The sequence below is a fragment of the Bradyrhizobium sp. 604_D8_N2_3 genome (assembly GCF_051810765.1).
Lineage (GTDB): Bacteria > Pseudomonadota > Alphaproteobacteria > Rhizobiales > Xanthobacteraceae > Bradyrhizobium > Bradyrhizobium barranii.
The window spans coordinates 7,396,536-7,415,971 of sequence record NZ_JBPWPM010000001.1 but is presented as its reverse complement, the minus strand read 5'-3'; the positions used below and the strand labels follow the sequence as shown (position 1 = coordinate 7,415,971).

The following is a 19,436-nucleotide window of genomic DNA, read 5'->3' as shown; positions in this document are numbered from 1 at the left end:
CCCCAGTCGATGGGCGGGGAATGACAGTCAGGAATTCACGTGCACGAAATCCCGCAGCAGCGGATAGATCTCGTTATTCCACCGCTTGCCCGAGAACACGCCGTAGTGGCCGACGCCGGCCTGCATGTGGTGGACGCGGCGATAGGCGCGCACACCGGTGCAGAGGTCTTGCGCGGCGAGCGTCTGGCCGATCGAGCAGATGTCGTCCTTCTCGCCTTCGACCGTCATCAGTCCCATGCGGCTGACGGCCTTGGTGTTCACGGGACGGCCACGGTGCATCAACTTGCCTTGCGGCAACAGGTGCTCCTGGAACACGTCACGCACGGTCTCGATGTAGAACTCGGCCGGCAGGTCCATCACGGCGAAATATTCGTCGTAGAAGGTCTTGATGCTGGCGGCCTTCTCCTTCTCGCCCTTGGCGATATGGTTGGCGAGATCCATGTGCTGCTTGATATGGCGCTCGAGATTCATCGAGACGAACGCCGTGAGCTGGACGAAGCCGGGATAGACCTTGCGGAGCGCGCCGCGGCATTGCACCGGCACGTAGTTGATCAGGTTCTGCTCGAACCAGTCGATCGGCCTGCTCTTGGCGAACTCGTTGACCCTGGTCGGCTGGATGCGCGTGTCGATCGGACCCGCCATCAGCGTCAGCGTCGCAGGCCGCGAGGGGTGGTTGCCCTCGCACATGACCGCGGCGGCCGCCAGGGCCGAGACCGAGGGCTGGCAGATCGCGACCATGTGCGGACGCGGGCCCAATTGGCCGAGGAAGTCGATGAGATGATCGGTGTAGTCGTCGAGCCCGAAGCGGCCTTCGCGGCGTGGAATGTCGCGCGGATTGTGCCAGTCGGTGATGTAGACGTCGTGATCCTGCAGCAGCGTTTTCACGGTGCCGCGCAGCAGCGTGGCGAAATGGCCCGACATCGGCGCCACCAGCAGCATGCGCGGCTGCTCCGGCACGCCGTCCTTCCTGAAGTGCAGCAGCGAGCCGAACGGCGTCGCGTAGGCGACCTCCTCGGTGACGCCGACCTCGCGGTTGCCCACCATCACGCTGTCGATGCCGTAGGCCGGACGGTGATAGGTGAGGGTGGAGCGCGAGATCAGCTCCAGCGCGGCCGAGAGCCGGCCGACGACCTGATCCGATAGGCCCTGCGGCACCAGATGGAGGAATCTGAGCGCGGACGAAGCTCCCGCCCGCCACGGCGCGGTGAGGTCCATATGGTTCTGAAAGGCCTGATAATACATCGACATCATACTGAAACGCCCACCTTCCCGTGCTGTCATGCAATATCGAAGCCAAACGGGAGCCCTGCCGCCCTCAAAACTGGCACATCGCTTGCTCCTCTTTTTGCGGGAAGCACAGGTCATGAGCACTCCCGCGGGCCGGGCGGCGTGCAAGTCACAGGCGTAGGGAATGGGCCATATGGCGAAGGCGACACTGACCATCAGCAGCAAGAACTATTCGTCCTGGTCGCTGCGCGGCTGGCTGCTGACGAAATTTTCCGGGCTCGATTTCGAGGAGATCGTCACCGCGCCGGACGACGCGTCGGCACGCGCCGAAATCCTGCTGCTGTCGTCGTCGATCCTGGTGCCATGCCTGCGCCACGACGGCGCCGTGGTCTGGGATACGCTGGCGATCGCCGAATATCTCAACGAGGCGATGCCGGAAGCCGGTCTATTGCCTGATGACCGCGTCCAGCGGGCGCATTGCCGCTCGATCTGCGGCGAAATCCATTCCGGCTTCACAACGTTGCGCGCTTCGCTGCCGGTCAATCTGAAGGGGCACTTCCCCGGCTTCAAGATCTGGTCGCGCGCGCAGGCCGATATCGACCGCGTCTGTTCCATCTGGCGCGACTGCCTGGAGAAATCAGGCGGACCCTTCCTGTTCGGCGCGAGGCGCACCATGGCGGATGCGATGTATGCCCCCGTGGTGACGCGCTTCGTGACCTATGACGTCAAGCTCGAGCCGCTGCTGAAGGCCTATGCCGATACCATCATGGCCATGCCCGAGATGAAGGAATGGATCGCGGCGGCCAAGGATGAGCCGGCCGAGATCGAGGAGCTCGAGGTCGAATATTAGGCAGGCCTGGCGCCCGCCTGCCTGTTTTGGGAGCGAGACCAGGGCTGCCGCAGCCGGCTGCCATGTCTTTGAAGCCGTTAACTTTTAGCACCCGCAGCCGGCTCGGGCCGGCCCACGTGCTGCGCAGATATTGTATACGCGTGCGGGCTTGTTGCGACATCTAGCCGTGAACAGCTGCGTACACGGCGTTCCGGCTGATTCGGACGTGATTCGTTCGGGCCGCGTTCCGTTCGTTAAGGCAGAGCGCGGCCCCGTTGCATTTTGAGACAGACGCCGCTCGTTAGGCGAAGCCCGAGTGCTTGGCGCGCGGCACGCGCCAGCCGATCACAGTGGCTTCCACCGGGACGCCGGCCGCGTCGTTCTGCCAGCGGCCCTCGACATAGCGGCAGGCGAACGGCAGTTGATACGTTCCGCTGTGGTCCTCGCACAGCACCTCCACCGGCAGGCCAGGTGGCGGTTCGCCGGCGCCATCGAATTCCGCCAGACGTCTATCGCGCGTTGCCATTCCAAAAATCTCCCCTAATCAAAGTCGCGGAAAGAGCGCCCACTTTCTTCCGCGCACGGTTCACTGCTCCCCGTCCAAGGGAACAAGCCAAGCTCAACGCGAGAATGCGGTACGAGTGTGGTAGCCTCCGGCGTCGGCGAGCAAAAAGCGCACATTGCCGTGATTGATTTGGACGAGGAACCTGCATGTCGCTTCGAAGTGCCGGCGTTTGTTTCGCGATGTTGTTGCTCGCCACGCTGGCGATTGCGCCGGTCCGCGCGCAAGACGTGCCCGGCATCGAGATCTGTACCGTCGAGAAGACCATGGAGCGGCGCACGAGCTGCCTGCAGAGCAACGTCGACTTCCTGCAGAAGACGATCACCAAGCTGACGCTCGATCATCAGCAGAAGCTCGATGCCGCCAACCGCCAGATCGACGCGCTGAAGACGACTGTGGCCGGCCTGCAGAAGACGCTGGGCGATCTCCAGGCTGCACAGGTGAAGATCGCGGACGATCTGAAGAAGAAGCAGGACGCGCCGCCACCGAAGGATGCGGCGAAATAGGCGTCGCCGTCACGCCACGCGGTAGCGCTCCATCACGCCGCGATCGGGCTCATAGCCGAGCCCGGGTCCCGAGGGCACCGCGACGTGGCCGGTGGTATCGACATCGGCGCGGCCGCCCCACAGACACGCTTCGCGTTTCAGATAGAACATCTCGACCAACCCGTCGTCACGCGTCGCCAGCAGGTGCAATGTCGCCAGCAGGCCCGGACCGAAATACGGGGAGTGCGGAACGATCTTGACGCCGAGCTGATCGGCGAGTGCGGCGACCTTCAAAAATTCCGTGATGCCGCCGACCTTGGTCACCGACGGCTGGGCGTGGCTCACCGCGCCTGCATTCATCATCTGGCGGAATTGATACTCCGTGCAGGCGTTCTCGCCGGCGGCGACGCCGAGCCCGCCCTTGCGGCGGACCTCGGCGAGCGTGGTAAAATCCTCCGGCGGCCAGACCGGCTCTTCCAGAAACATCGGCTGCGCGTCCTCGCACGCCTTCGCGAATGCGATCGCCTGCTCGCCTGTGAGCGGGCAGTTCATGTCGACCATCAGCGGGATGCCGGGCCCAATGGCCTCGCGCGCGGCAAACACCGCCGGCGTCGTGGTCTCGTGCAGCTTGATGGCGCCATAGCCGAGCGCGAGCGCCTTCTTGCATTCGCCCGTGATGTTCTCAGGCGAGCCGATCCGCAGCAGGCTCGCATAGGCGGGGATGTTCGAGCGCTTGCTTGCTCCGAGCAGGCGATGCAGCGGCGCGCCCTCGATCTTCGCAGCCAGGTCCCACAGCGCGATGTCGAGCCCTGATATCGCGAACATGGTGATGCCGTAGCGGCCGAACAGATGCAGGTTGCGCTGGATCTGTTCCATCACCGCGGGAATGCCGGCGGCATCGGGAACCTTCAGCCCGCGGGCCTGCGGCGCGATCATCTCCTCGACGGCGCTTCGCGTGGTGCGGGGGGAGACATAGGCAAAGGCATCGCCCCAGCCGGTCAGTCCGGCATCGGTCGTGACCTCGACCAGCACCATGTCGAGCGCGGAGATTGCGGACGCGCCCTGGCGAAAGCTCGCGACACCGGCGTCATAGGGGATGCGGATATGGTGCGCCCGCACATCGGTGATTTCCATGACGCGGTTCCTCTTTCTGGTGAGCGGTTGCGATGAGTGTAGCTGCGAATGCCGGGGCGTTGCCAGTGGCTATTCCGGAACTATTCTCATGCAAGGACAGCAATGCCGATCAAGCGAGGCGGTGGCCGTCAGCGCATCATCGCCAGGCTTCGAACGAGGGCCCTTGACGCATGAACCCAGCCCAGCGCGCGCTCTGGTATATCGAGAGCCATCTGCCGAGCCGATGACGCCCGACGAGATTGCTGCGATATCTGGCGTGTCGCGGTTCCACATCGTGCGGGCGTTTGCCGCAGCCACCGGACTTCCTGTGATGCGCTACGTGCGCGCGCGGCGGTTGACGGAAGCGGCGCGCAGTCTTGCGAACGGCGCGCCGGACATCCTGTCGCTGGCGCTGGAGGCGGATTACGGCTCGCACGAAGCGTTCACCCGCGCGTTCCGCGACCAGTTTGGCACCACACCCGAAGCGGTGCGGGCGGCAACGCGCCTCGACAAACTCAAGCTTCAGGAGCCGATCCTCATGGACTCCACCATGCTCGACCACCTCGTCCCGCCGCGTTTCGAAACCGCGAAGGCCTTCCTCGTCGCCGGCCCCGCCGAGCGCATCTCCTGCGACAACGGCGCCGCCATTCCGGGGCTGTGGCACCGCTTCCATCAGGAGGTCGCCGACGTTCCCGCGCGCGTCGGCCAGGGAAAATCTCAAGTCGCCTATGGCGTCTGCTGCAACGGCGATGATTCCGGCAATTTCGACTACATCGCCGGCGTCGAGGTCGCCGATTTCTCCGACCTGCCGCGCCGCTTCGGTCGCATCCGCATTCCCGAGCAGCGCTACGCGGTGTTCACCCACACCGAGCACGTCGCCTCGATCCGCCGCACCGTCAACACGATCTGGAATCAGTGGCTGCCGGCGTCCGGCCTGAAGGCCGCGGATGCGCCGAACTTCGAGCGCTATGACGAGAAATTCGATCCCGCGACCGGCAATGGCGGCTTCGAGATTTGGATACCAGTGCGGGAGTAAGCACGATCCGGACCCGAAGGGCCGCGTTCGCGCAAAGTGCGCAGCGGTTTTCCGAAGAGATCATGCTCAAGCAAGACCTAAAGCGCGATATGTCATCGCGCTTTACGTTGCAACGCTGGCATACCATCCCGCTTGCTTGGCAAGCCCCGGCGACTTTGTCATAACCGCAGGCAAATCTTGCGTGTGGGGCCCGTGCCGGACATCCCGTGCAAGCCATAACAAGCAGCCGGGAGGGTCCCCATGTCCAACGTTCGCATTCTCGCCACCGACCTCGAATTTCCCGAAGGGCCGGTGGTGATGCCGGACGGCTCGGTCGTGCTGGTGGAAATTCGCGGCCAGCGCCTGACCCGAATCCATCCCGACGGCCGCAAGGAGGTCGTCGCCAAGGTGCCGGGCGGCCCGAACGGCGCAGCCCTCGGCCCCGACGGCAAGATCTACATCTGCAACAATGGCGGCTTCTCCTGGATTCCGACCGGCAAGATGATCATGCCCGGCCCGCAGCCGGACAGCTATCTCGGTGGCTCGATCCAGCGCGTCGATCTGCAATCGGGCAAGGTCGAGACCGTCGTGACCAAATGCGGCGAGCACGATCTGCGCGGGCCGAACGACCTCGTCTTCGACAAGCATGGCGGCCTCTGGTTCTCCGATCTCGGCAAGCGCCGCGCCCGCGAGATGGATGTCGGCGGCATGTATTATCTCAAGCCCGGCATGACCGAGATCGTCGAGGTCGTGCATGGCGTGCTGCCGGCCAACGGCATCGGCCTGTCGCCGGACGAGAACACCGTCTACATCGCGGAGACCCCGACGGGGCGGCTCTGGGCCTATGAGCTGTCCGCGCCCGGCACGCTTAAGCCGCGCGAGGTGATCTACCGTGGCGAGCGCGGCAAGCCGATCTGCGGCCTCGGCGGCTACCAGATGTTCGACTCGCTCGCGGTGGAGGCGAACGGCAATGTCTGCGTCGCCACCCTGGTCTCCGGCTGCATCTCGGTGATCGCGCCTGACGGGACCCTGGTCGAGCAGGTCCCGACCGGCGATCGCGTCACCACCAACATCGCCTTCGGCGGTCCCGAGCTCAAGACCGCCTACATCACGCTCTCAGGCAAGGGCGAACTGATCGCCATGGACTGGCCGCGCTGCGGTTTGCCGTTGAACTTTCTGAATAAGTGAATGTATCTGAGCAGCCGTGCCGATGCGTCGGTCGTCATTCCGGGATGCGTGCGCCAGCACGCAGGCCCGGAATCCATAACCCCGAGCGGTGATTATGGATTCCGGGCTCGCGACGTCGTCGCGCCTCGGAAGGACGGCAGTCATTATGGAGAGAGAAATGCCCTGGCCTGATCCCGTCACCCTGCGTGGGCAGCACGCCCGTCTCGAGCCGCTGTCGAAAGAGCATCGCGAGGGGCTGGTGGAGGCCGTGAAGGACGGCGAGCTCTACACGATCTGGTACACCGCGATCCCGACGCCGGAGAACGTGGCCAAGGAGATCGACCGCCGCTTGGGCCTCCAGGCCGCAGGCTCGATGCTGCCGTTCACCGTGTTCGATGCCGGCGGCAAGATCGTCGGCCAGACCACCTATATGAACATCGATGCCGCCAACCGCCGCGTCGAGATCGGCTCGACCTGGTATGCGAAGAGCGCGCAGCGCGGGCCGCTCAACACGCAGTGCAAGATTCTGCTGCTGACCCACGCCTTCGAGACGCTGAACTGCATCGCGGTCGAATTCCGCACGCATTTCTTCAACCACCAGAGCCGCCGCGCCATCGAGCGCCTGGGCGCCAAGCAGGACGGCATTCTGCGCAGCCACCAGGTCACGCCGAACGGCACGCTGCGGGACACCGTGGTTTACAGCATCACCGCCGCCGAATGGCCGACGGTGCGGACGCATTTGAACTATCAACTCAACGACAAGCCGCGCTGAGCGGCCGAGGCACCATGGACAGATTCGATTATGTGATCGTCGGCGCGGGCTCCGCCGGCTGCGTACTGACCAGCCGGCTCAGCGAAGATCCGAACGTGAGCGTCTGCGTGCTCGAGGCGGGCCCGAGCGACTGGCATCCCTACATCCATCTGCCGGCGGGCTTCATCAAGACCTTCCACATGAAGAGCATCAACTGGGCCTACCAGCAGGAGCCGGGGCCCTACACCGGCGGGCGCAGCATCTATGCGCCGCGCGGCAAGACGCTCGGCGGCTCGTCCTCGATCAACGGCCACATCTACAATCGCGGCCAGCGGATGGATTTCGACACCTGGGCGCAGATGGGCAATCGCGGCTGGGGTTATGCCGACGTGCTGCCTTACTTCAAGCGGCTGGAAAAGCGGGTCGGCGAGGGCGAGGACACCTATCGCGGCCGCGACGGCAACCTCACCGTCACCACCATGGACTGGCGCGATCCGCTCTGCGAGGCCTTCATGGAAGGCGCGGTCTCGCTCGGCATTCCCCGCAACCCCGATTACAACGGCGCTAAGCAGGAAGGCGTCTCCTACTGCCAGCGCACCATCGACAAGGGCCTGCGCGTCTCCGGCTCGACCGCGTTCCTCAAGCCCGCGATGAAGCGCCCGAACGTGCATGTGCACACCCACGCGCACGCGACCGAGATCATTTTTGAAGGCAAGCGCGCCGTCGGCGTGCGCTACAGCAAGGGCGGCCGCGGCGGCACGCCGGTCGAAGTGCGCGCCAACAAGGAAGTGATCCTGTCCGGCGGCACCTATAATTCGCCGCAGCTGCTTCAGCTCTCCGGAATCGGCTCACCCGATCTGCTCGGCGCGCAAGGGATCGCGGTGCGCCATGCGCTGCCGGTCGGCGAAGGTCTGCAGGATCATTACGCCCCGCGCACCGTAGCGCGCGTGAAGGACATCAAGACCATCAACGAGCTCCGCCGCGGCTTCTCGTTGTGGATCGAGGCTCTGAAATGGGCGACCGCGCGCCGCGGCCTGCTCTCGCTGTCGCCGACCATGGTCTATTGCTTCTGGCACTCCGGCGAGAGCGCGGACTCGTCCGACTTGCAACTCACCTTCACGCCGGCGAGCTACAAGGAAGGCGTGCAGGGCCAGCTCGAGGACGAGCCCGGCATGACGGTGGCGTCCTGGCAGCAGCGCCCGGAGAGCCGCGGCTATGTCCGCATCCGCTCCAACGATCCGTTCGCGCCGCCGATCATCCAGACCAACTATCTCGACGCCGAGCTCGACCGCCGCGTCATCGTCGGCGGCATGAAGCTCGCGCGCAGGCTTTTGAAGAGTGCGCCGCTGTCGCCCTATTACGCCTACGAGGATTTCCCCGGCCCCAACATCAACACCGACGACGAATTCCTCGCCGCCGCCACCGAACGCGGCACCACCACTTTCCACCCCGGCTGCACCTGCCGCATGGGCCCGGCGGACAGCACGTGGGCGGTGGTCGACGACCAGCTCCGCGTCCACGGGTTGGAGGGCCTCCGCGTCATCGACGCCTCCGTGATGCCGCGCATGATCTCAGCGAATCTCAACGCCTCCACCATGATGATCGCGGATCGTGCCTCGGACCTGATCCGCGGCAAGCAGCCGATAGAAGCCGCGCGGATTCCGGACGCCGCAGTGGCGTAGGGTGGCGTAGGAAGGTCTCATGCCCCGGACGCTGCGCAGCGCTCCCGGCGATGCGAAGCATCGTCCGATGCGGTGCACTGCAGAGCCGGGGCCCATGTGACCGAGAGCGCGATCGTACGCGTGGGTCCCGGCTCTGCGCAGCAGCGTTGCACGCTGCAGCGCGTCCGGGACACCGAGAGCGTTGCATGTCGCGGTGGTTTAGCCCGTCGGGCAAAACACCCCGTCACCCGTCAATCCCTTCCCACAAAAATATTCCACTTTACCGAAATTCGGAATTGCGGCATAGATCGAAACAGCCCGGTCCGAGGAAGAGGGGCGGTTCGCGAGTCGTTCGAAACGCGGGCCGGGTTGCGGTGGACGCGGCAGCGTCGGGCGCGAGAGGCTAAGGGCAGGGCGGATTGCTCTCCGTGAGCCCTGAGGCTTCGTGCGGACGAGCGGCGCTGTGTGCGTACGGCAAAATCGTGTGGTCCTGGCCGTCGTTGCTACGGTCAAGCTCTTGCGGATGCGGCATTTGCGTCAACCGGCGCGGTGTCGGCGACTTTCGCAGGGGTGAGGGAGGCCAGAACGAACTCGGCTCCCGGGAGAGCACGGCATACGCCGTCCGACCACTGCGCAGGGAAGGCCGTGTGTTTGGCTTCACCTGTATGCCGCTGTGCAGTTCTTCTGCGTGTGCTTTCGCACAGCGGACCGTGGGTGCCAGCCGGCACCCGGCCTTCCCTGCGCCCTCTTTCCTGGAGGGCGTAACGGAGACAGCAAAGCTCGGGCGAAATGCGCCGCGAGGATGCTGCGGCGCGTCTGCGCTCGCAATGACGATGTGGAGAGTGTGCGCTTTCCCTCTTTCCTCGAGCGCGGGCTCCTCGGGACATTCACCCTTAAATTGCGGGATGCGCCTTGACGTAGTAGAAACAGCAGATGCGCTTCATCTCAATACTCTGCCTCTTGATTCTCACGATCTCTCCCTGCTTTGCCCAGTCTCCCCGGGCTTCCGCAGAGGTGACGACCCTGATCAGCCAGGGGCCTCTGCTCGCGGTGCTCGATCATGACAATTCATCCGCGCTTTCGCTGGTGACCCTGTTCAGGAAAATTCACGCCGCGCAAAAGCTGCCGCAGCCGGCGGTCGCGGACGGCCCGACGCGGGCGAGCGATTTGTCTCAATTCAGTGGGACCTACGCGCAGTTTGCTGCCGTGATGTCCGCCGACATCACGCGTATCACAGCGGGACTCGGCATCGATTGGGAAAAGGAGATCCTGAAAACCTACGACCCGAAGTCGGCCAAAACGGACGCTGGCAAGACGCTGCGGCTGAATGGCAATGTTGCGCGCGTGTTTAACGAGAGATGGCTCGGTTCCAGCGACGGATTGTTCCTCCTGTCGGGCGTAGTCAATCGGATGGACCGCCGCGATTTCAATTCCGCGCATTGCGGCGAATTGCGTTTCATCTACCGGCTCGGCTACGAAGTGAGGATGAACGGCAAGACTTACGCGTCGCGCATGCCGTTCACCGTGAACATGGTGTTCAGTTACGCGGATGACGGCAGGAATTGCCAGAACGTCGCCTCGCTCTGGCGCGTCGCCGGGATCGATACTGACGATCCGGCAGTGGTTGCCCAACGCCTGCTGCAGGGGCCGCTGGATTTTTCGCGACTAATCTTCAAGCAGATGGAGATCAATGCGCAGGTGGTGCGCTTCCCATCAGACCTCGAAAACATGGAGAACCGCAAATTCGCCGGACAGGCGATCTACTGGATGCGGATCTTCGCGCTGAGGGATGGCAAGTTTCAGCCGACACGGCTGGAAAATACGCCCGATGTGCAGGCAATCCTGAAGGATCCCGCCAAACAGAAGCAGTTGCAGGACTATCTCGCAGGCCACATCGCCGAGATCGACAACGGCACCTTCAGGATACCGGAGAGCCTGGAGGCCGATATCGCGCTGAGTTTTTCCACTGCCGGCAGCGCGCGCATGGCCAATCGTCCCTTCGATCTCGCAATCGGCAGCGAGCAGGCGGCACGGATCGTCGCGGCGGCGGGTGTCCCCGGGAGGTCACCAAAATTCGTGCAATCCGGCGCGGGTCTGCTCGAACGCCTGAACACGTCGTCCTGCATGGGCTGCCATCAATCATCCTCGACCGCCGGATTCCATTTTCTCGGCGTGGACCGGTTCGATTTCGGCCGCGACGCGGACGCCATCAGAAACGCCCTTGACGGTAACGAGTTGCAATTGCCGTTCTCGCCCCATGTCTACGCGGAACTTGTTCGCCGCAAGGACTATGTCGAGCGGGTTTCGCTCGGTCAGGCGCCGAACAGTTTTCGCCCGCATCCTTCGGCGCCCCCGGCGGCCTGGGAGAGCGGAAATCCGGCCTATGTTGTCGCCGGCGACAACATGCCGTGCCCTTTGAATGCGGATCTGGCGCAGGCCGCGAAATGGAGCTGCAATGCCACGCGTAACCTCACTTGTCAGGCGTTGGTGACGAACGCTGCGACTTCCTCCAATCTCGGCCAATGCGTGGCCGCGGCACAGAATGTCGCCGCCGGTTTGAGCTGCCGCTCAAACGTCATCGAGGACTCCACAGCGAAGACCGCCGCCAACAACCCGCTCGGCTTCAACCTGCGCGCGTTCAGCGACCGCGTCAGCAAGGAAGAACTCGTCTACAAGCTGTCGGAAGGAAAATTGAGCGGCTACGGCTACAACTGCCGTCCAACGAAGATCGGCGTGCCGCTGGGCCGCGTCACGCGTCCCTGCAAGCCCGAGGAGGCGTCGCTGGCGGTGATCCGGCCGGGCAGCGTGCCCGAGGAAATCTGCGCGATCGTCGGAGGCAAGGGCTTTGAGCAGATGGCCAAGGGATATTTCGACAGCGGCATTTTCGCCGCTGGCGTCGGCCGCGGCCTCCTGAACACATGCTCGCCGTCGCGGTTTTGCCGCGAGGACTATATTTGCCAGCAGATGCCGGATTTTGTCTCGAGTGTAAGGTTCAACGTCAGTGCCCCGGCGTTGAATAACTTGAGAAGCCGAAAGATCGGGTTCTGTACCCCAACCTATTTCGTTTATCAGCTCCGCCTTGACGGTCATCCGAATCCGAGATGACGCGGGGAAGCGCGGCCCAGAGTAGCGGTAGGAATTGCGGTCAGGTTGTCTCTGCGCGCTTGCAGATCAAACCTCCCTCCGGCTCAAAAACGCCAGCCGCTCGAACAGGTGCACGTCCTGCTCGTTCTTGAGCAGCGCGCCGTGCAGCGGCGGGATCAGCTTGCGCGGGTCGCGTTCGCGCAGTTGCTCGACGCTCATGTCCTCGTTGAGCAGCAGCTTGAGCCAGTCGAGCAGCTCGGAGGTTGAGGGCTTCTTCTTCAGACCTGGCACCTCGCGCACCTCGAAGAAGATGCGCAGCGCTTCCTCGACCAGGCGCTTCTTGATGCCGGGGAAATGGACGTCGACGATGCGGCCCATCGTGTCGGCGTCGGGAAACTTGATGTAGTGGAAGAAGCAGCGGCGCAGGAAGGCGTCCGGCAGCTCCTTCTCGTTGTTGGAGGTGATCATCATGATCGGGCGCTGCTTCGCCTTGATCGTCTCGCCGGTCTCGTAGACATGGAATTCCATGCGGTCGAGCTCGAGCAGCAGGTCGTTCGGGAATTCGATGTCGGCCTTGTCGATCTCGTCGATCAGGAGCACCGGGCGCTGCTCGGCGGTGAAGGCGTCCCACAGCTTGCCGCGCTTGATGTAGTTCTTGATGTCGGAGACACGGGCATCGCCGAGCTGGCTGTCGCGCAGGCGCGACACCGCATCGTATTCATAGAGGCCCTGCTGCGCCTTGGTGGTGGACTTGATGTGCCAGGTCAAAAGCGGCGCGTTCAGCGCCTTCGCCACTTCCTCCGCCAGCACGGTCTTGCCGGTGCCGGGCTCGCCCTTGATGAGCAGCGGCCGCTCCAGCACGATTGAGGCATTGACGGCGACCTTGAGATCGTCGGTCGCAACATAGTCCTTGGTGCCGGTAAATTTCATCGCGCGTCCTTGTTGGTCGTCGGCCGGGCATCGCCCTGGTCCAACAAACGGAACGGCCGCTCATGGCGGCCGTTCCTGGTTCGGTCAGGCTTTCAGACCCGTTTTATCAGCGAAAGGATGACGAGCACAATCACCGCGCCGATGGTGGCGTCCACGATCGCGCCGATCGTGCCGGTGGCCAGCGCAATATGCAGTTGCGGCAGCACCCAGCTCGCCACCAGCGCGCCGATGATGCCGACCACCATGTTGCCGATCAGCCCAAATCCCGCCCCATGGACAATCTTGCCGGCAAGCCAGCCGGCGATCGCGCCAATGATGAGCGCCGCGAGAATTCCCATTGCAAACGTCCCCAAAACAACCCCGTGAGACGGTCAATTCTAGAGCAAAAAGCCGACCGGTCCAGCGTCCCGCGCCGGGCTGCGCCCCTTGACGTTCGCCCCCCGACGGGCAATCTGTCACCCATGTTCCTGCAATTCTTCACTTCTCTGCGCGATGCGCAGGTCCCCGTGACACTGCGCGAATACCTCACGCTGATGGAGGCGCTCGACGCTGATCTGTCGGACTACTCGGTCGAGAATTTCTACTATCTGTCGCGCACCTCGCTGGTGAAGGACGAGCGTAACCTCGACAAGTTCGACCGCGTCTTCGGCACGGTGTTCAAGGGGCTGGAAAGCCTGCTCGACGCCATGGAGAAGGCGGAGATCCCCGAGGAGTGGCTGAAGAAGCTCGCCGAGAAATACCTCAGCGAGGAGGAGAAAAAGCAGATCGAGGCCATGGGCTGGGACAAGCTCATGGAGACGCTGAAGAAGCGCCTCGAGGAGCAGAAGGGCCGGCACCAGGGCGGCTCGAAGTGGATTGGCACTGCCGGCACCTCGCCGTTCGGCGCCCACGGCTACAATCCCGAAGGCGTCCGCATCGGCCAGGAGAAGAACCGCAACAACCGTGCCGTGAAGGTGTGGGACAAGCGCGAGTTCAAGGATCTCGACGGCAATGTCGAGCTCGGCATCCGCAACATCAAGGTGGCGCTGCGGCGCCTGCGCAAGTTCGCGCGCACCGGCGCGCCTGACGAACTCGATCTCGACACCACCATCCGCGAGACTGCCAATCACGGCTATCTCGACGTCCACATGCGGCCCGAGCGGCGCAATGCGGTGAAGCTGCTGGTGTTCTTCGACATCGGCGGCTCGATGGATTCGCATATCGAGCAGGTCGAGGAGCTGTTCTCGGCGGCGAAGAGCGAGTTCAAGCACATGGAGTATTTCTACTTCCACAATTGCCTCTATGAGGGCGTGTGGAAGCAGAACAAGCGCCGCTTCACCGACCGCACGCCGACCTGGGACGTGCTGCACAAATACCCGCACGACTACAAGGTCGTGTTCGTCGGCGACGCATCGATGTCGCCTTACGAGATCATGGTGCCGGGCGGCTCGGTCGAGCATGTCAACGAGGAGCCGGGCTCGGTCTGGCTCGACCGCATCATCCGCACCTATCCGCATACGGTGTGGCTCAATCCGGTGCAGCAGAAGCACTGGGACTATTCGGAATCGACCACCATCATCAAACGCATCTTTGCCAACCGCATGTACCCGATCACGATCGAGGGTCTTGAGGGTGCGATGAAGGAATTGACGCACTAGCTGCACGCGCCGTCAGTCCGGACGGCCGCGCAGAGGCCGACAAGAGGGAGAACCACATGCCCCAGACCATCACCCGCGGCATCAAGGCGCTGATCGACGAGGCCAATGCCGAGATCGAGACGCTCAACGCCAAGGAGGCCATCGAGATCTCCAAGAACGGTGACGTCGTCATCGTCGACATCCGCGACCCCCGTGAGATCGAGCGCGACGGTCGCATCCCCGGCGCGTTCGCCTGCACCCGCGGCATGCTCGAATTCTGGATCGATCCGCAGAGCCCCTATGCGAAGCCGATCTTCCAGCAGGACAAGAAATTCGTCTTCCATTGCGCCGGCGGCATGCGCTCCGCGCTCGCGGCGAAGACCGCCAAGGACATGGGCCTGAAGCCCGTCGCCCACATCGCCGGCGGCTATGCCGCCTGGCGCGATGCCGGCGGTCCGGTGGAGCAGTGGGAGCCGAAGAAGAAGGGGTGAGAAGTGCTGCGCTGTCGCGCCAATCTCCGCTGTCATTCCCCGCGAAAGCGGGGAATCCAGTACGCCGCAGCTTCTCGACTCAATCACAACCGCCTCTGGAATACTGGATCGCCCGGTCAAGCCGGGCGATGACAGCGGAGTTTGATGCGCATTGCTTCAACTTCGGAATGACAAGAAAGACCTCGCATGACCGCCACCGACCCCCTCGTCTCCACCGAATGGCTCGCCGCCCACATTGACGACGCCAACGTCAAGATCCTCGACGCCAGCTTCAAGCTGCCGGGCGTGCTGCCGCTGCCGAAGGACGACTATCTCGCCGCGCATCTGCCGGGCGCCGTGTTCTTCGACGTCGACGCGGTGTCGGATCATTCAAACCCGCTGCCGCACATGTATCCGAGCGCCGAGCAGTTCGGCCGTGACGCGGGCAATCTCGGCATCTCCAATGCCGACACCGTCGTGCTCTACGATGCCGGCGGCTGGGTCGCTGCTCCCCGCGCCTGGTGGATGTTCCTGGCCTTCGGCCACAGCAATGTGCGCATCCTCAATGGCGGGCTGAAGAAGTGGCGCGCCGAGGGGCGTCCGGTCGAGAGCGGCGAGGTGAGGCCGAAGCCCGCGACGTTTAGGGCGAGCTACGATTCAAAACGCGTACGCAGCATGCAGCAGCTGATCGCCAACGTCGAAAGCAGCAAGGAGCAGGTGATCGACGCACGCGCCGCCGACCGCTTCGAGGGCCGCGCGCCCGAGCCGCGCGCGGGCATCCGCTCCGGCCACATCCCGGGCGCGCGCAACGTGCCCTACAATCAGCTGTTCGATGCCGCGACCGGCACCATGAAGCCGCTCGACGATCTCCGCGCTGCCTTCGCGAACGCCGGCGTCAAGCTCGATGCGCCGATCGTGACGAGCTGCGGATCGGGCGTGTCCGCCGGCGTGTTGACGCTCGCACTCTATCGCCTCGGCATCACCGACACCGCGCTCTATGACGGCTCGTGGTCGGAATGGGGCCAGGCCGGCGGCCCGCCGGTCGCGACCGGGCCGGCGTAGCCTTACTGGCGCGTGCGCGTGGCCGTTGTCGCCAGCATCTGCTGCTGGCCGAACAGATCATAGCTCTGCCGCAACTGCTGGGGCGGAGGACGCTGCACCATGCGGTGCCGCTTCTTCGCCTTCGCCTGGCGCTTGGCCGCCTTGCTGTCCGGGGCGCTGCTGTCCGTCTTCGCGTCTCCCTTGGCCTTCGCCGGCGCATCCTTCAAGGCCGGCGCCGCCGGATCGTTCAGCGCGGCCACCTTGGCCGGGGCAATGTCGGGCGCCGGGGAGGCAAGGCCCTCACCGGGATCAGCCGGCGCCGGTTCGCTGGCGGTCACGGCAGGCGTGGCCTCGGGGATCGATGCCGTGGTGTCGGCCCGGGTGAGTGTGTCGGCAGGAGCCGGCGCGATGGCTTCCGTCGTGGCCTCGGCCTGCACCGGCTCGGCGACCGGAGGCGCGGCCTCAGGGACCTGCGGCGGCACGTCGGGCTCGGTCGTCAGGGCGGCCACCTGTTCGGGCTCGTTCGCCGGCAAGCCGATGGTCGGCACCCGGTCGCGCAGCGATGGCGTGGGCTCGGCGGCCGCCTCAGGCTCGGCGCGGAGCGCCGCGAGCACCGGCTGGGCCGGCTCGGAAACCTGCGCAAACACCTTCTCCTGTGGGCCGTTCCGCCAGGAGGGGTTGCTGACATACTGCTCGTGGGTGGCCCGCAGCAGCGCGGCGACACCTAGGCCGAACACCAGGATGGAGGTTGACAGCAGGATCGCGGCAAACAGGAAGCGAAAGCCGGGAAGCATCGGACGGGTTACGAATTTCCGCCCCGGCGGGTGGCGGCCGGGACCCAAGAGCCATCTGAACGCGGTGACGGTACTGATTGCCGTTCGCCAGGGACAGAAGCTCAGAGCGGAGGCGAATCAGGCTGATTCGAACATATCGCAACGCCTCCGCGCCGTTCCCTTAAATTCGGGGCCGGAGACTCCGGCAATCTGCGGCCCGATGCGATTTCCGCCCCCTGATGCAACGAGGCAACTGTGTGTGCCTGCATCACAAATCGCTAACTCAGGCACAAATCAGCCTGTAATGTCTTGAATGTGCCGCTATCTTCGGTCATCTGGCCGTTAACGGTCCGGATGGGCTCGGGGACTATACAAGAGCGATGATGATCAAACATTTTCTGACGATATGCGCTGCCGCAACAGTCGCTGCGGCGGGAACCTCGCTCGCACAGGCTCAGAGCTATCCGGTCCAGCAGGCGCCGAGCTATGGCGCTCCGGCCGAATATCGCCCCGGCGACCGCACGCCGAATTTCGACTCGCTGGACGATGAAGACGACGCGATGCCGCAGGCGTCGCTGCCGCCGCCTGGTCCGGCCGACGATCCGCGATACGGCCGCCCGGCTGGCCCTCCGCCGGTCTATTCCGCCGCCCCGCCGCAGGGGCCGGTGATGTCGCCCGATGATCCGCGCTATGGCCGTCCGGCTGGCGCTCCGCCGGTCTATTCGGCGGCGCCGCCGCAGGGCCCCGTGATGTCGCCCGACGATCCCCGCTATGGCCGCCCCGCCGGCCCGCCCGCGGTGATCTATGCCGATCGCCCGGGTCAGGCACCCGGCAGGGACGGCCTGCGTCCGCCGGAGGCCGTCGGTGGTCCCGCCGCGACCGGAACGGTTCAGTCCGGCCAGCCGCCCGTGGGCAACGATGGCCGGCCGATGGCGATCGCTTCGCTGCCGCCCGAGGAGCAGCCCGACGCTGCTCCCGCGCAGTTGTCGCCGAACCTGCGCCGCCAGGAAGTCTCGCTGGCGACCAAGGAGCCGGCTGGAACGCTCATCGTCGATACCCCGAACACCTACCTCTATTACGTGCTCGGAGGCGGCCGTGCGATCCGCTACGGCGTCCGCGTCGGCCGCGACGGCTTCACCTGGACCGGCGTGCAGAAGATCACCCGCAAGGCCGAGTGGCCGGATTGGCATCCGCCAACCGAGATGATCGAGCGTCAGCCCTATCTGCCGCGCTTCATGGCCGGCGGCCCCGGCAATCCGCTCGGCGCACGCGCGATGTATCTCGGCTCGACCGTCTACCGCATCCACGGCACCAACCAGCCTTCGACCATCGGCAAGTTCGTGTCGTCGGGCTGCATCGGCATGCTGAACGAGGACGTCTCCGACCTGTTCGACCGCGTCAAAGTCGGCACCCGCGTGGTGGTGATGCCGGGTGGCCCGCCGCCAGGAACGGCGACCGCCTCCGCTGCGCCGACGTCGGGCGCTGCCGGTCCGGCTCCGATGGCTGCCCAGGCTGGCCCCGTCCCAGGCACCCAGCCGACGGTGGTGCCGCCGCTGCCCGCGCCGGTCACCGTGCGCTAAGCGCTACGAGACAATTCAGATCAGTGAAGGGCGTGCCGTCGGCACGCCCTTTTCGTTTCAGGCCAGCTTGCGCGGCAGCTCGCGACCCCCGGTGAAGGCGTCGATCGCCTCGACCATCTGCCCGTAATGGATGCGCAAGCCGTCCTCGGTGGCGTAGCCGAGATGCGGCGTCAGCACGAGATTGTCGAGCTTGCGGAAGGGATGGTCGACCGGCAGCGGCTCGACCGAGAATACGTCGATGCCGGCGCCCGCGATCTTCCGCTGCTGCAAGGCCTCGAGCAGCGCCTGCTCGTCCACGATCGGACCGCGCGCGGTGTTGACGAGGAAGGCCGTCGGCTTCATCCGCGCGAGATCGGCAGCCCCGACCAGTCCGCGCGAACGATCGCTCAGCACCACATGGATGGTGATGATATCGGCCTTGGCGAACAGCTCCTCCTTGGTGGCGTAGCCGACGCCGGCCGCCGCGCATTTCTCCGGCGTGAGGTTCGGGCTCCAGGCGATCACGTTCATGCCGAATGCTTTCGCGATGCCCGCCATCTTGCTGCCGAGCTTGCCGAGCCCGACGACGCCGAGCGTCAGTCCCTCGATCTCGACACCGGCAAAGCTCTGCCAGGGCTCGCCGGCATGCATGCGCGCGTTCTCGCGGCCGATGCCGCGGGTCAGTTCGAGGATCAGGCCCATGGTCAGCGGCGCGGTCGGATCGCGGGAGTATTGCGTGCCGCCGATGGCAACGCCTTGCGCCTTCGCAGCCTCCATGTCGATCGAGGCGTTGCGCATGCCGGAGGTCAAAAGCAGCTTCAGCTTCGGCAGCGACGCGAACAGGCTCTTGGGGAACGCCGTGCGCTCGCGCATCGCGCAGATGATCTCGAAATCGGCCAGCGCGCTCGCCGCGGCCTGCTCCGAGGCAAAGGGATGGCTGAACACGGTGACGTCGACGCGATCGGACAGTTTTTGCCAGTCGGCGACGTCGAGGGCGAGGTTGAAATAGTCGTCGAGAATTGCACAGCGCAGCCGCGTCATCAGCTTTCATCCATGGCGAGAGGTGACGGCGCCAGGCGGGGAGCGCCATCGTCGGAACCTGGCCATGGTTGCGCGCAATCACGCCTGCGCGCAAGCAGCTGACGTGTTCAAA

The 19,436-nt window shown here is 64.6% G+C and carries 17 protein-coding genes and 1 pseudogene; 11 read left to right on the top strand and 7 right to left on the bottom strand.

The annotated features are described in order from the left end of the window. Nucleotides 1-27 precede the first annotated feature (27 nt). Nucleotides 28-1,251 carry a polyhydroxyalkanoate depolymerase gene (locus AB7245_RS35610; RefSeq protein ID WP_094184518.1) on the bottom strand — a complete coding sequence of 408 codons (1,224 nt, stop codon included), beginning with the start codon at nucleotides 1,249-1,251 and terminating at the stop codon, nucleotides 28-30. 169 nt (nucleotides 1,252-1,420) lie between these two features. Between AB7245_RS35610 and AB7245_RS35605 the strand changes: the two genes are divergently transcribed. Next, nucleotides 1,421-2,077: a glutathione S-transferase family protein gene (locus AB7245_RS35605; RefSeq protein WP_085405179.1), complete on the top strand. Its 657-nt coding sequence runs from the start codon at nucleotides 1,421-1,423 to the stop codon at nucleotides 2,075-2,077. 280 nt (nucleotides 2,078-2,357) lie between these two features. Here the strand turns inward: AB7245_RS35605 and AB7245_RS35600 are convergent, their stop codons facing one another. After that, complete coding sequence (locus tag AB7245_RS35600; protein WP_041953164.1) at nucleotides 2,358-2,582, bottom strand: hypothetical protein; 225 nt, start codon at nucleotides 2,580-2,582, stop codon at nucleotides 2,358-2,360. Between the two features lie 185 nt (nucleotides 2,583-2,767). Between AB7245_RS35600 and AB7245_RS35595 the strand changes: the two genes are divergently transcribed. Then, nucleotides 2,768-3,124 (top strand): hypothetical protein, encoded by a 357-nt coding sequence (locus AB7245_RS35595; protein ID WP_085405178.1) that lies wholly within the window; start codon nucleotides 2,768-2,770, stop codon nucleotides 3,122-3,124. 9 nt (nucleotides 3,125-3,133) lie between these two features. On the opposite strand, the gene AB7245_RS35590 is transcribed toward AB7245_RS35595, so the two are convergent. Next, the gene (locus AB7245_RS35590; RefSeq protein WP_085405177.1) at nucleotides 3,134-4,237 is read right to left on the bottom strand and encodes a mandelate racemase/muconate lactonizing enzyme family protein; all 1,104 of its coding nucleotides are present in this window, start codon (nucleotides 4,235-4,237) and stop codon (nucleotides 3,134-3,136) included. Nucleotides 4,238-4,407: 170 nt separating this feature from the next. Between AB7245_RS35590 and AB7245_RS35585 the strand changes: the two are divergent. From AB7245_RS35585 to AB7245_RS35565, 5 genes and pseudogenes are all read left to right on the top strand, one after another. Beyond that, a pseudogene (locus tag AB7245_RS35585) lies at nucleotides 4,408-5,252 on the top strand (AraC family transcriptional regulator). A 240-nt stretch (nucleotides 5,253-5,492) separates the two neighbouring features. After that, the gene (locus AB7245_RS35580) at nucleotides 5,493-6,419 is read left to right on the top strand and encodes an SMP-30/gluconolactonase/LRE family protein (protein WP_085405175.1); all 927 of its coding nucleotides are present in this window, start codon (nucleotides 5,493-5,495) and stop codon (nucleotides 6,417-6,419) included. Between the two features lie 157 nt (nucleotides 6,420-6,576). Next, complete coding sequence (locus AB7245_RS35575) at nucleotides 6,577-7,170, top strand: GNAT family N-acetyltransferase (RefSeq protein ID WP_028147003.1); 594 nt, start codon at nucleotides 6,577-6,579, stop codon at nucleotides 7,168-7,170. Between the two features lie 14 nt (nucleotides 7,171-7,184). After that, nucleotides 7,185-8,831: a GMC family oxidoreductase gene (locus tag AB7245_RS35570; RefSeq protein WP_085405174.1), complete on the top strand. Its 1,647-nt coding sequence runs from the start codon at nucleotides 7,185-7,187 to the stop codon at nucleotides 8,829-8,831. A gap of 993 nt (nucleotides 8,832-9,824) precedes the next feature. Further along, on the top strand, nucleotides 9,825-11,915 hold the full coding sequence (locus AB7245_RS35565) for a hypothetical protein (protein WP_135214820.1): 2,091 nt from the start codon (nucleotides 9,825-9,827) through the stop codon (nucleotides 11,913-11,915). 66 nt (nucleotides 11,916-11,981) lie between these two features. On the opposite strand, the gene AB7245_RS35560 is transcribed toward AB7245_RS35565, so the two are convergent. Together AB7245_RS35560 and AB7245_RS35555 are read right to left on the bottom strand one after the other, a co-directional pair. Continuing rightward, a complete protein-coding gene (locus tag AB7245_RS35560; protein WP_085405171.1) occupies nucleotides 11,982-12,824 on the bottom strand; it encodes an AAA family ATPase in 843 nt (280 codons plus the stop codon). Nucleotides 12,825-12,916: 92 nt separating this feature from the next. Continuing rightward, nucleotides 12,917-13,162, bottom strand: coding sequence for a GlsB/YeaQ/YmgE family stress response membrane protein (locus AB7245_RS35555; protein ID WP_028152331.1), 246 nt, complete (start codon nucleotides 13,160-13,162; stop codon nucleotides 12,917-12,919). Between the two features lie 123 nt (nucleotides 13,163-13,285). Here AB7245_RS35555 and AB7245_RS35550 point away from each other — a divergent pair, with 123 nt between their 5' ends. The 3 genes from AB7245_RS35550 (at nucleotide 13,286) to sseA (ending at nucleotide 15,972) form a co-directional block, all read left to right on the top strand. Beyond that, on the top strand, nucleotides 13,286-14,461 hold the full coding sequence (locus AB7245_RS35550; protein ID WP_028156289.1) for a vWA domain-containing protein: 1,176 nt from the start codon (nucleotides 13,286-13,288) through the stop codon (nucleotides 14,459-14,461). 56 nt (nucleotides 14,462-14,517) lie between these two features. Next, on the top strand, nucleotides 14,518-14,931 hold the full coding sequence (locus AB7245_RS35545) for a rhodanese-like domain-containing protein (protein ID WP_085405170.1): 414 nt from the start codon (nucleotides 14,518-14,520) through the stop codon (nucleotides 14,929-14,931). A gap of 186 nt (nucleotides 14,932-15,117) precedes the next feature. Next, a complete protein-coding gene (gene sseA, locus AB7245_RS35540) occupies nucleotides 15,118-15,972 on the top strand; it encodes a 3-mercaptopyruvate sulfurtransferase (RefSeq protein WP_085405169.1) in 855 nt (284 codons plus the stop codon). A 2-nt stretch (nucleotides 15,973-15,974) separates the two neighbouring features. Here sseA and AB7245_RS35535 read toward each other — a convergent pair whose 3' ends face one another. After that, a complete protein-coding gene (locus AB7245_RS35535; RefSeq protein ID WP_085405168.1) occupies nucleotides 15,975-16,745 on the bottom strand; it encodes a hypothetical protein in 771 nt (256 codons plus the stop codon). A 362-nt stretch (nucleotides 16,746-17,107) separates the two neighbouring features. Here AB7245_RS35535 and AB7245_RS35530 point away from each other — a divergent pair, with 362 nt between their 5' ends. After that, nucleotides 17,108-18,304, top strand: coding sequence for a L,D-transpeptidase family protein (locus AB7245_RS35530; RefSeq protein WP_071917197.1), 1,197 nt, complete (start codon nucleotides 17,108-17,110; stop codon nucleotides 18,302-18,304). Between the two features lie 57 nt (nucleotides 18,305-18,361). Here the strand turns inward: AB7245_RS35530 and AB7245_RS35525 are convergent, their stop codons facing one another. Next, nucleotides 18,362-19,324: a D-2-hydroxyacid dehydrogenase family protein gene (locus AB7245_RS35525; RefSeq protein WP_085405167.1), complete on the bottom strand. Its 963-nt coding sequence runs from the start codon at nucleotides 19,322-19,324 to the stop codon at nucleotides 18,362-18,364. Between the last annotated feature and the right edge of the window lie 112 nt (nucleotides 19,325-19,436).

Bases quoted from the DNA above. Each gene is read 5' to 3' on its own strand.
- AB7245_RS35550 (WP_028156289.1), top strand. From the start codon at position 13,286: ATGTTCCTGCAATTCTTCACTTCTCTGCGCGATGCGCAGGTCCCCGTG.
- AB7245_RS35560 (WP_085405171.1), bottom strand. From the start codon at position 12,824: ATGAAATTTACCGGCACCAAGGACTATGTTGCGACCGACGATCTCAAG.
- AB7245_RS35535 (WP_085405168.1), bottom strand. From the start codon at position 16,745: ATGCTTCCCGGCTTTCGCTTCCTGTTTGCCGCGATCCTGCTGTCAACC.
- AB7245_RS35605 (WP_085405179.1), top strand. From the start codon at position 1,421: ATGGCGAAGGCGACACTGACCATCAGCAGCAAGAACTATTCGTCCTGG.
- AB7245_RS35530 (WP_071917197.1), top strand. From the start codon at position 17,108: ATGATCAAACATTTTCTGACGATATGCGCTGCCGCAACAGTCGCTGCG.
- AB7245_RS35570 (WP_085405174.1), top strand. From the start codon at position 7,185: ATGGACAGATTCGATTATGTGATCGTCGGCGCGGGCTCCGCCGGCTGC.
- AB7245_RS35580 (WP_085405175.1), top strand. From the start codon at position 5,493: ATGTCCAACGTTCGCATTCTCGCCACCGACCTCGAATTTCCCGAAGGG.
- AB7245_RS35525 (WP_085405167.1), bottom strand. From the start codon at position 19,324: ATGACGCGGCTGCGCTGTGCAATTCTCGACGACTATTTCAACCTCGCC.
- sseA (WP_085405169.1), top strand. From the start codon at position 15,118: ATGACCGCCACCGACCCCCTCGTCTCCACCGAATGGCTCGCCGCCCAC.
- AB7245_RS35555 (WP_028152331.1), bottom strand. From the start codon at position 13,162: ATGGGAATTCTCGCGGCGCTCATCATTGGCGCGATCGCCGGCTGGCTT.
- AB7245_RS35600 (WP_041953164.1), bottom strand. From the start codon at position 2,582: ATGGCAACGCGCGATAGACGTCTGGCGGAATTCGATGGCGCCGGCGAA.
- AB7245_RS35590 (WP_085405177.1), bottom strand. From the start codon at position 4,237: ATGGAAATCACCGATGTGCGGGCGCACCATATCCGCATCCCCTATGAC.
- AB7245_RS35595 (WP_085405178.1), top strand. From the start codon at position 2,768: ATGTCGCTTCGAAGTGCCGGCGTTTGTTTCGCGATGTTGTTGCTCGCC.
- AB7245_RS35575 (WP_028147003.1), top strand. From the start codon at position 6,577: ATGCCCTGGCCTGATCCCGTCACCCTGCGTGGGCAGCACGCCCGTCTC.
- AB7245_RS35545 (WP_085405170.1), top strand. From the start codon at position 14,518: ATGCCCCAGACCATCACCCGCGGCATCAAGGCGCTGATCGACGAGGCC.
- AB7245_RS35610 (WP_094184518.1), bottom strand. From the start codon at position 1,251: ATGATGTCGATGTATTATCAGGCCTTTCAGAACCATATGGACCTCACC.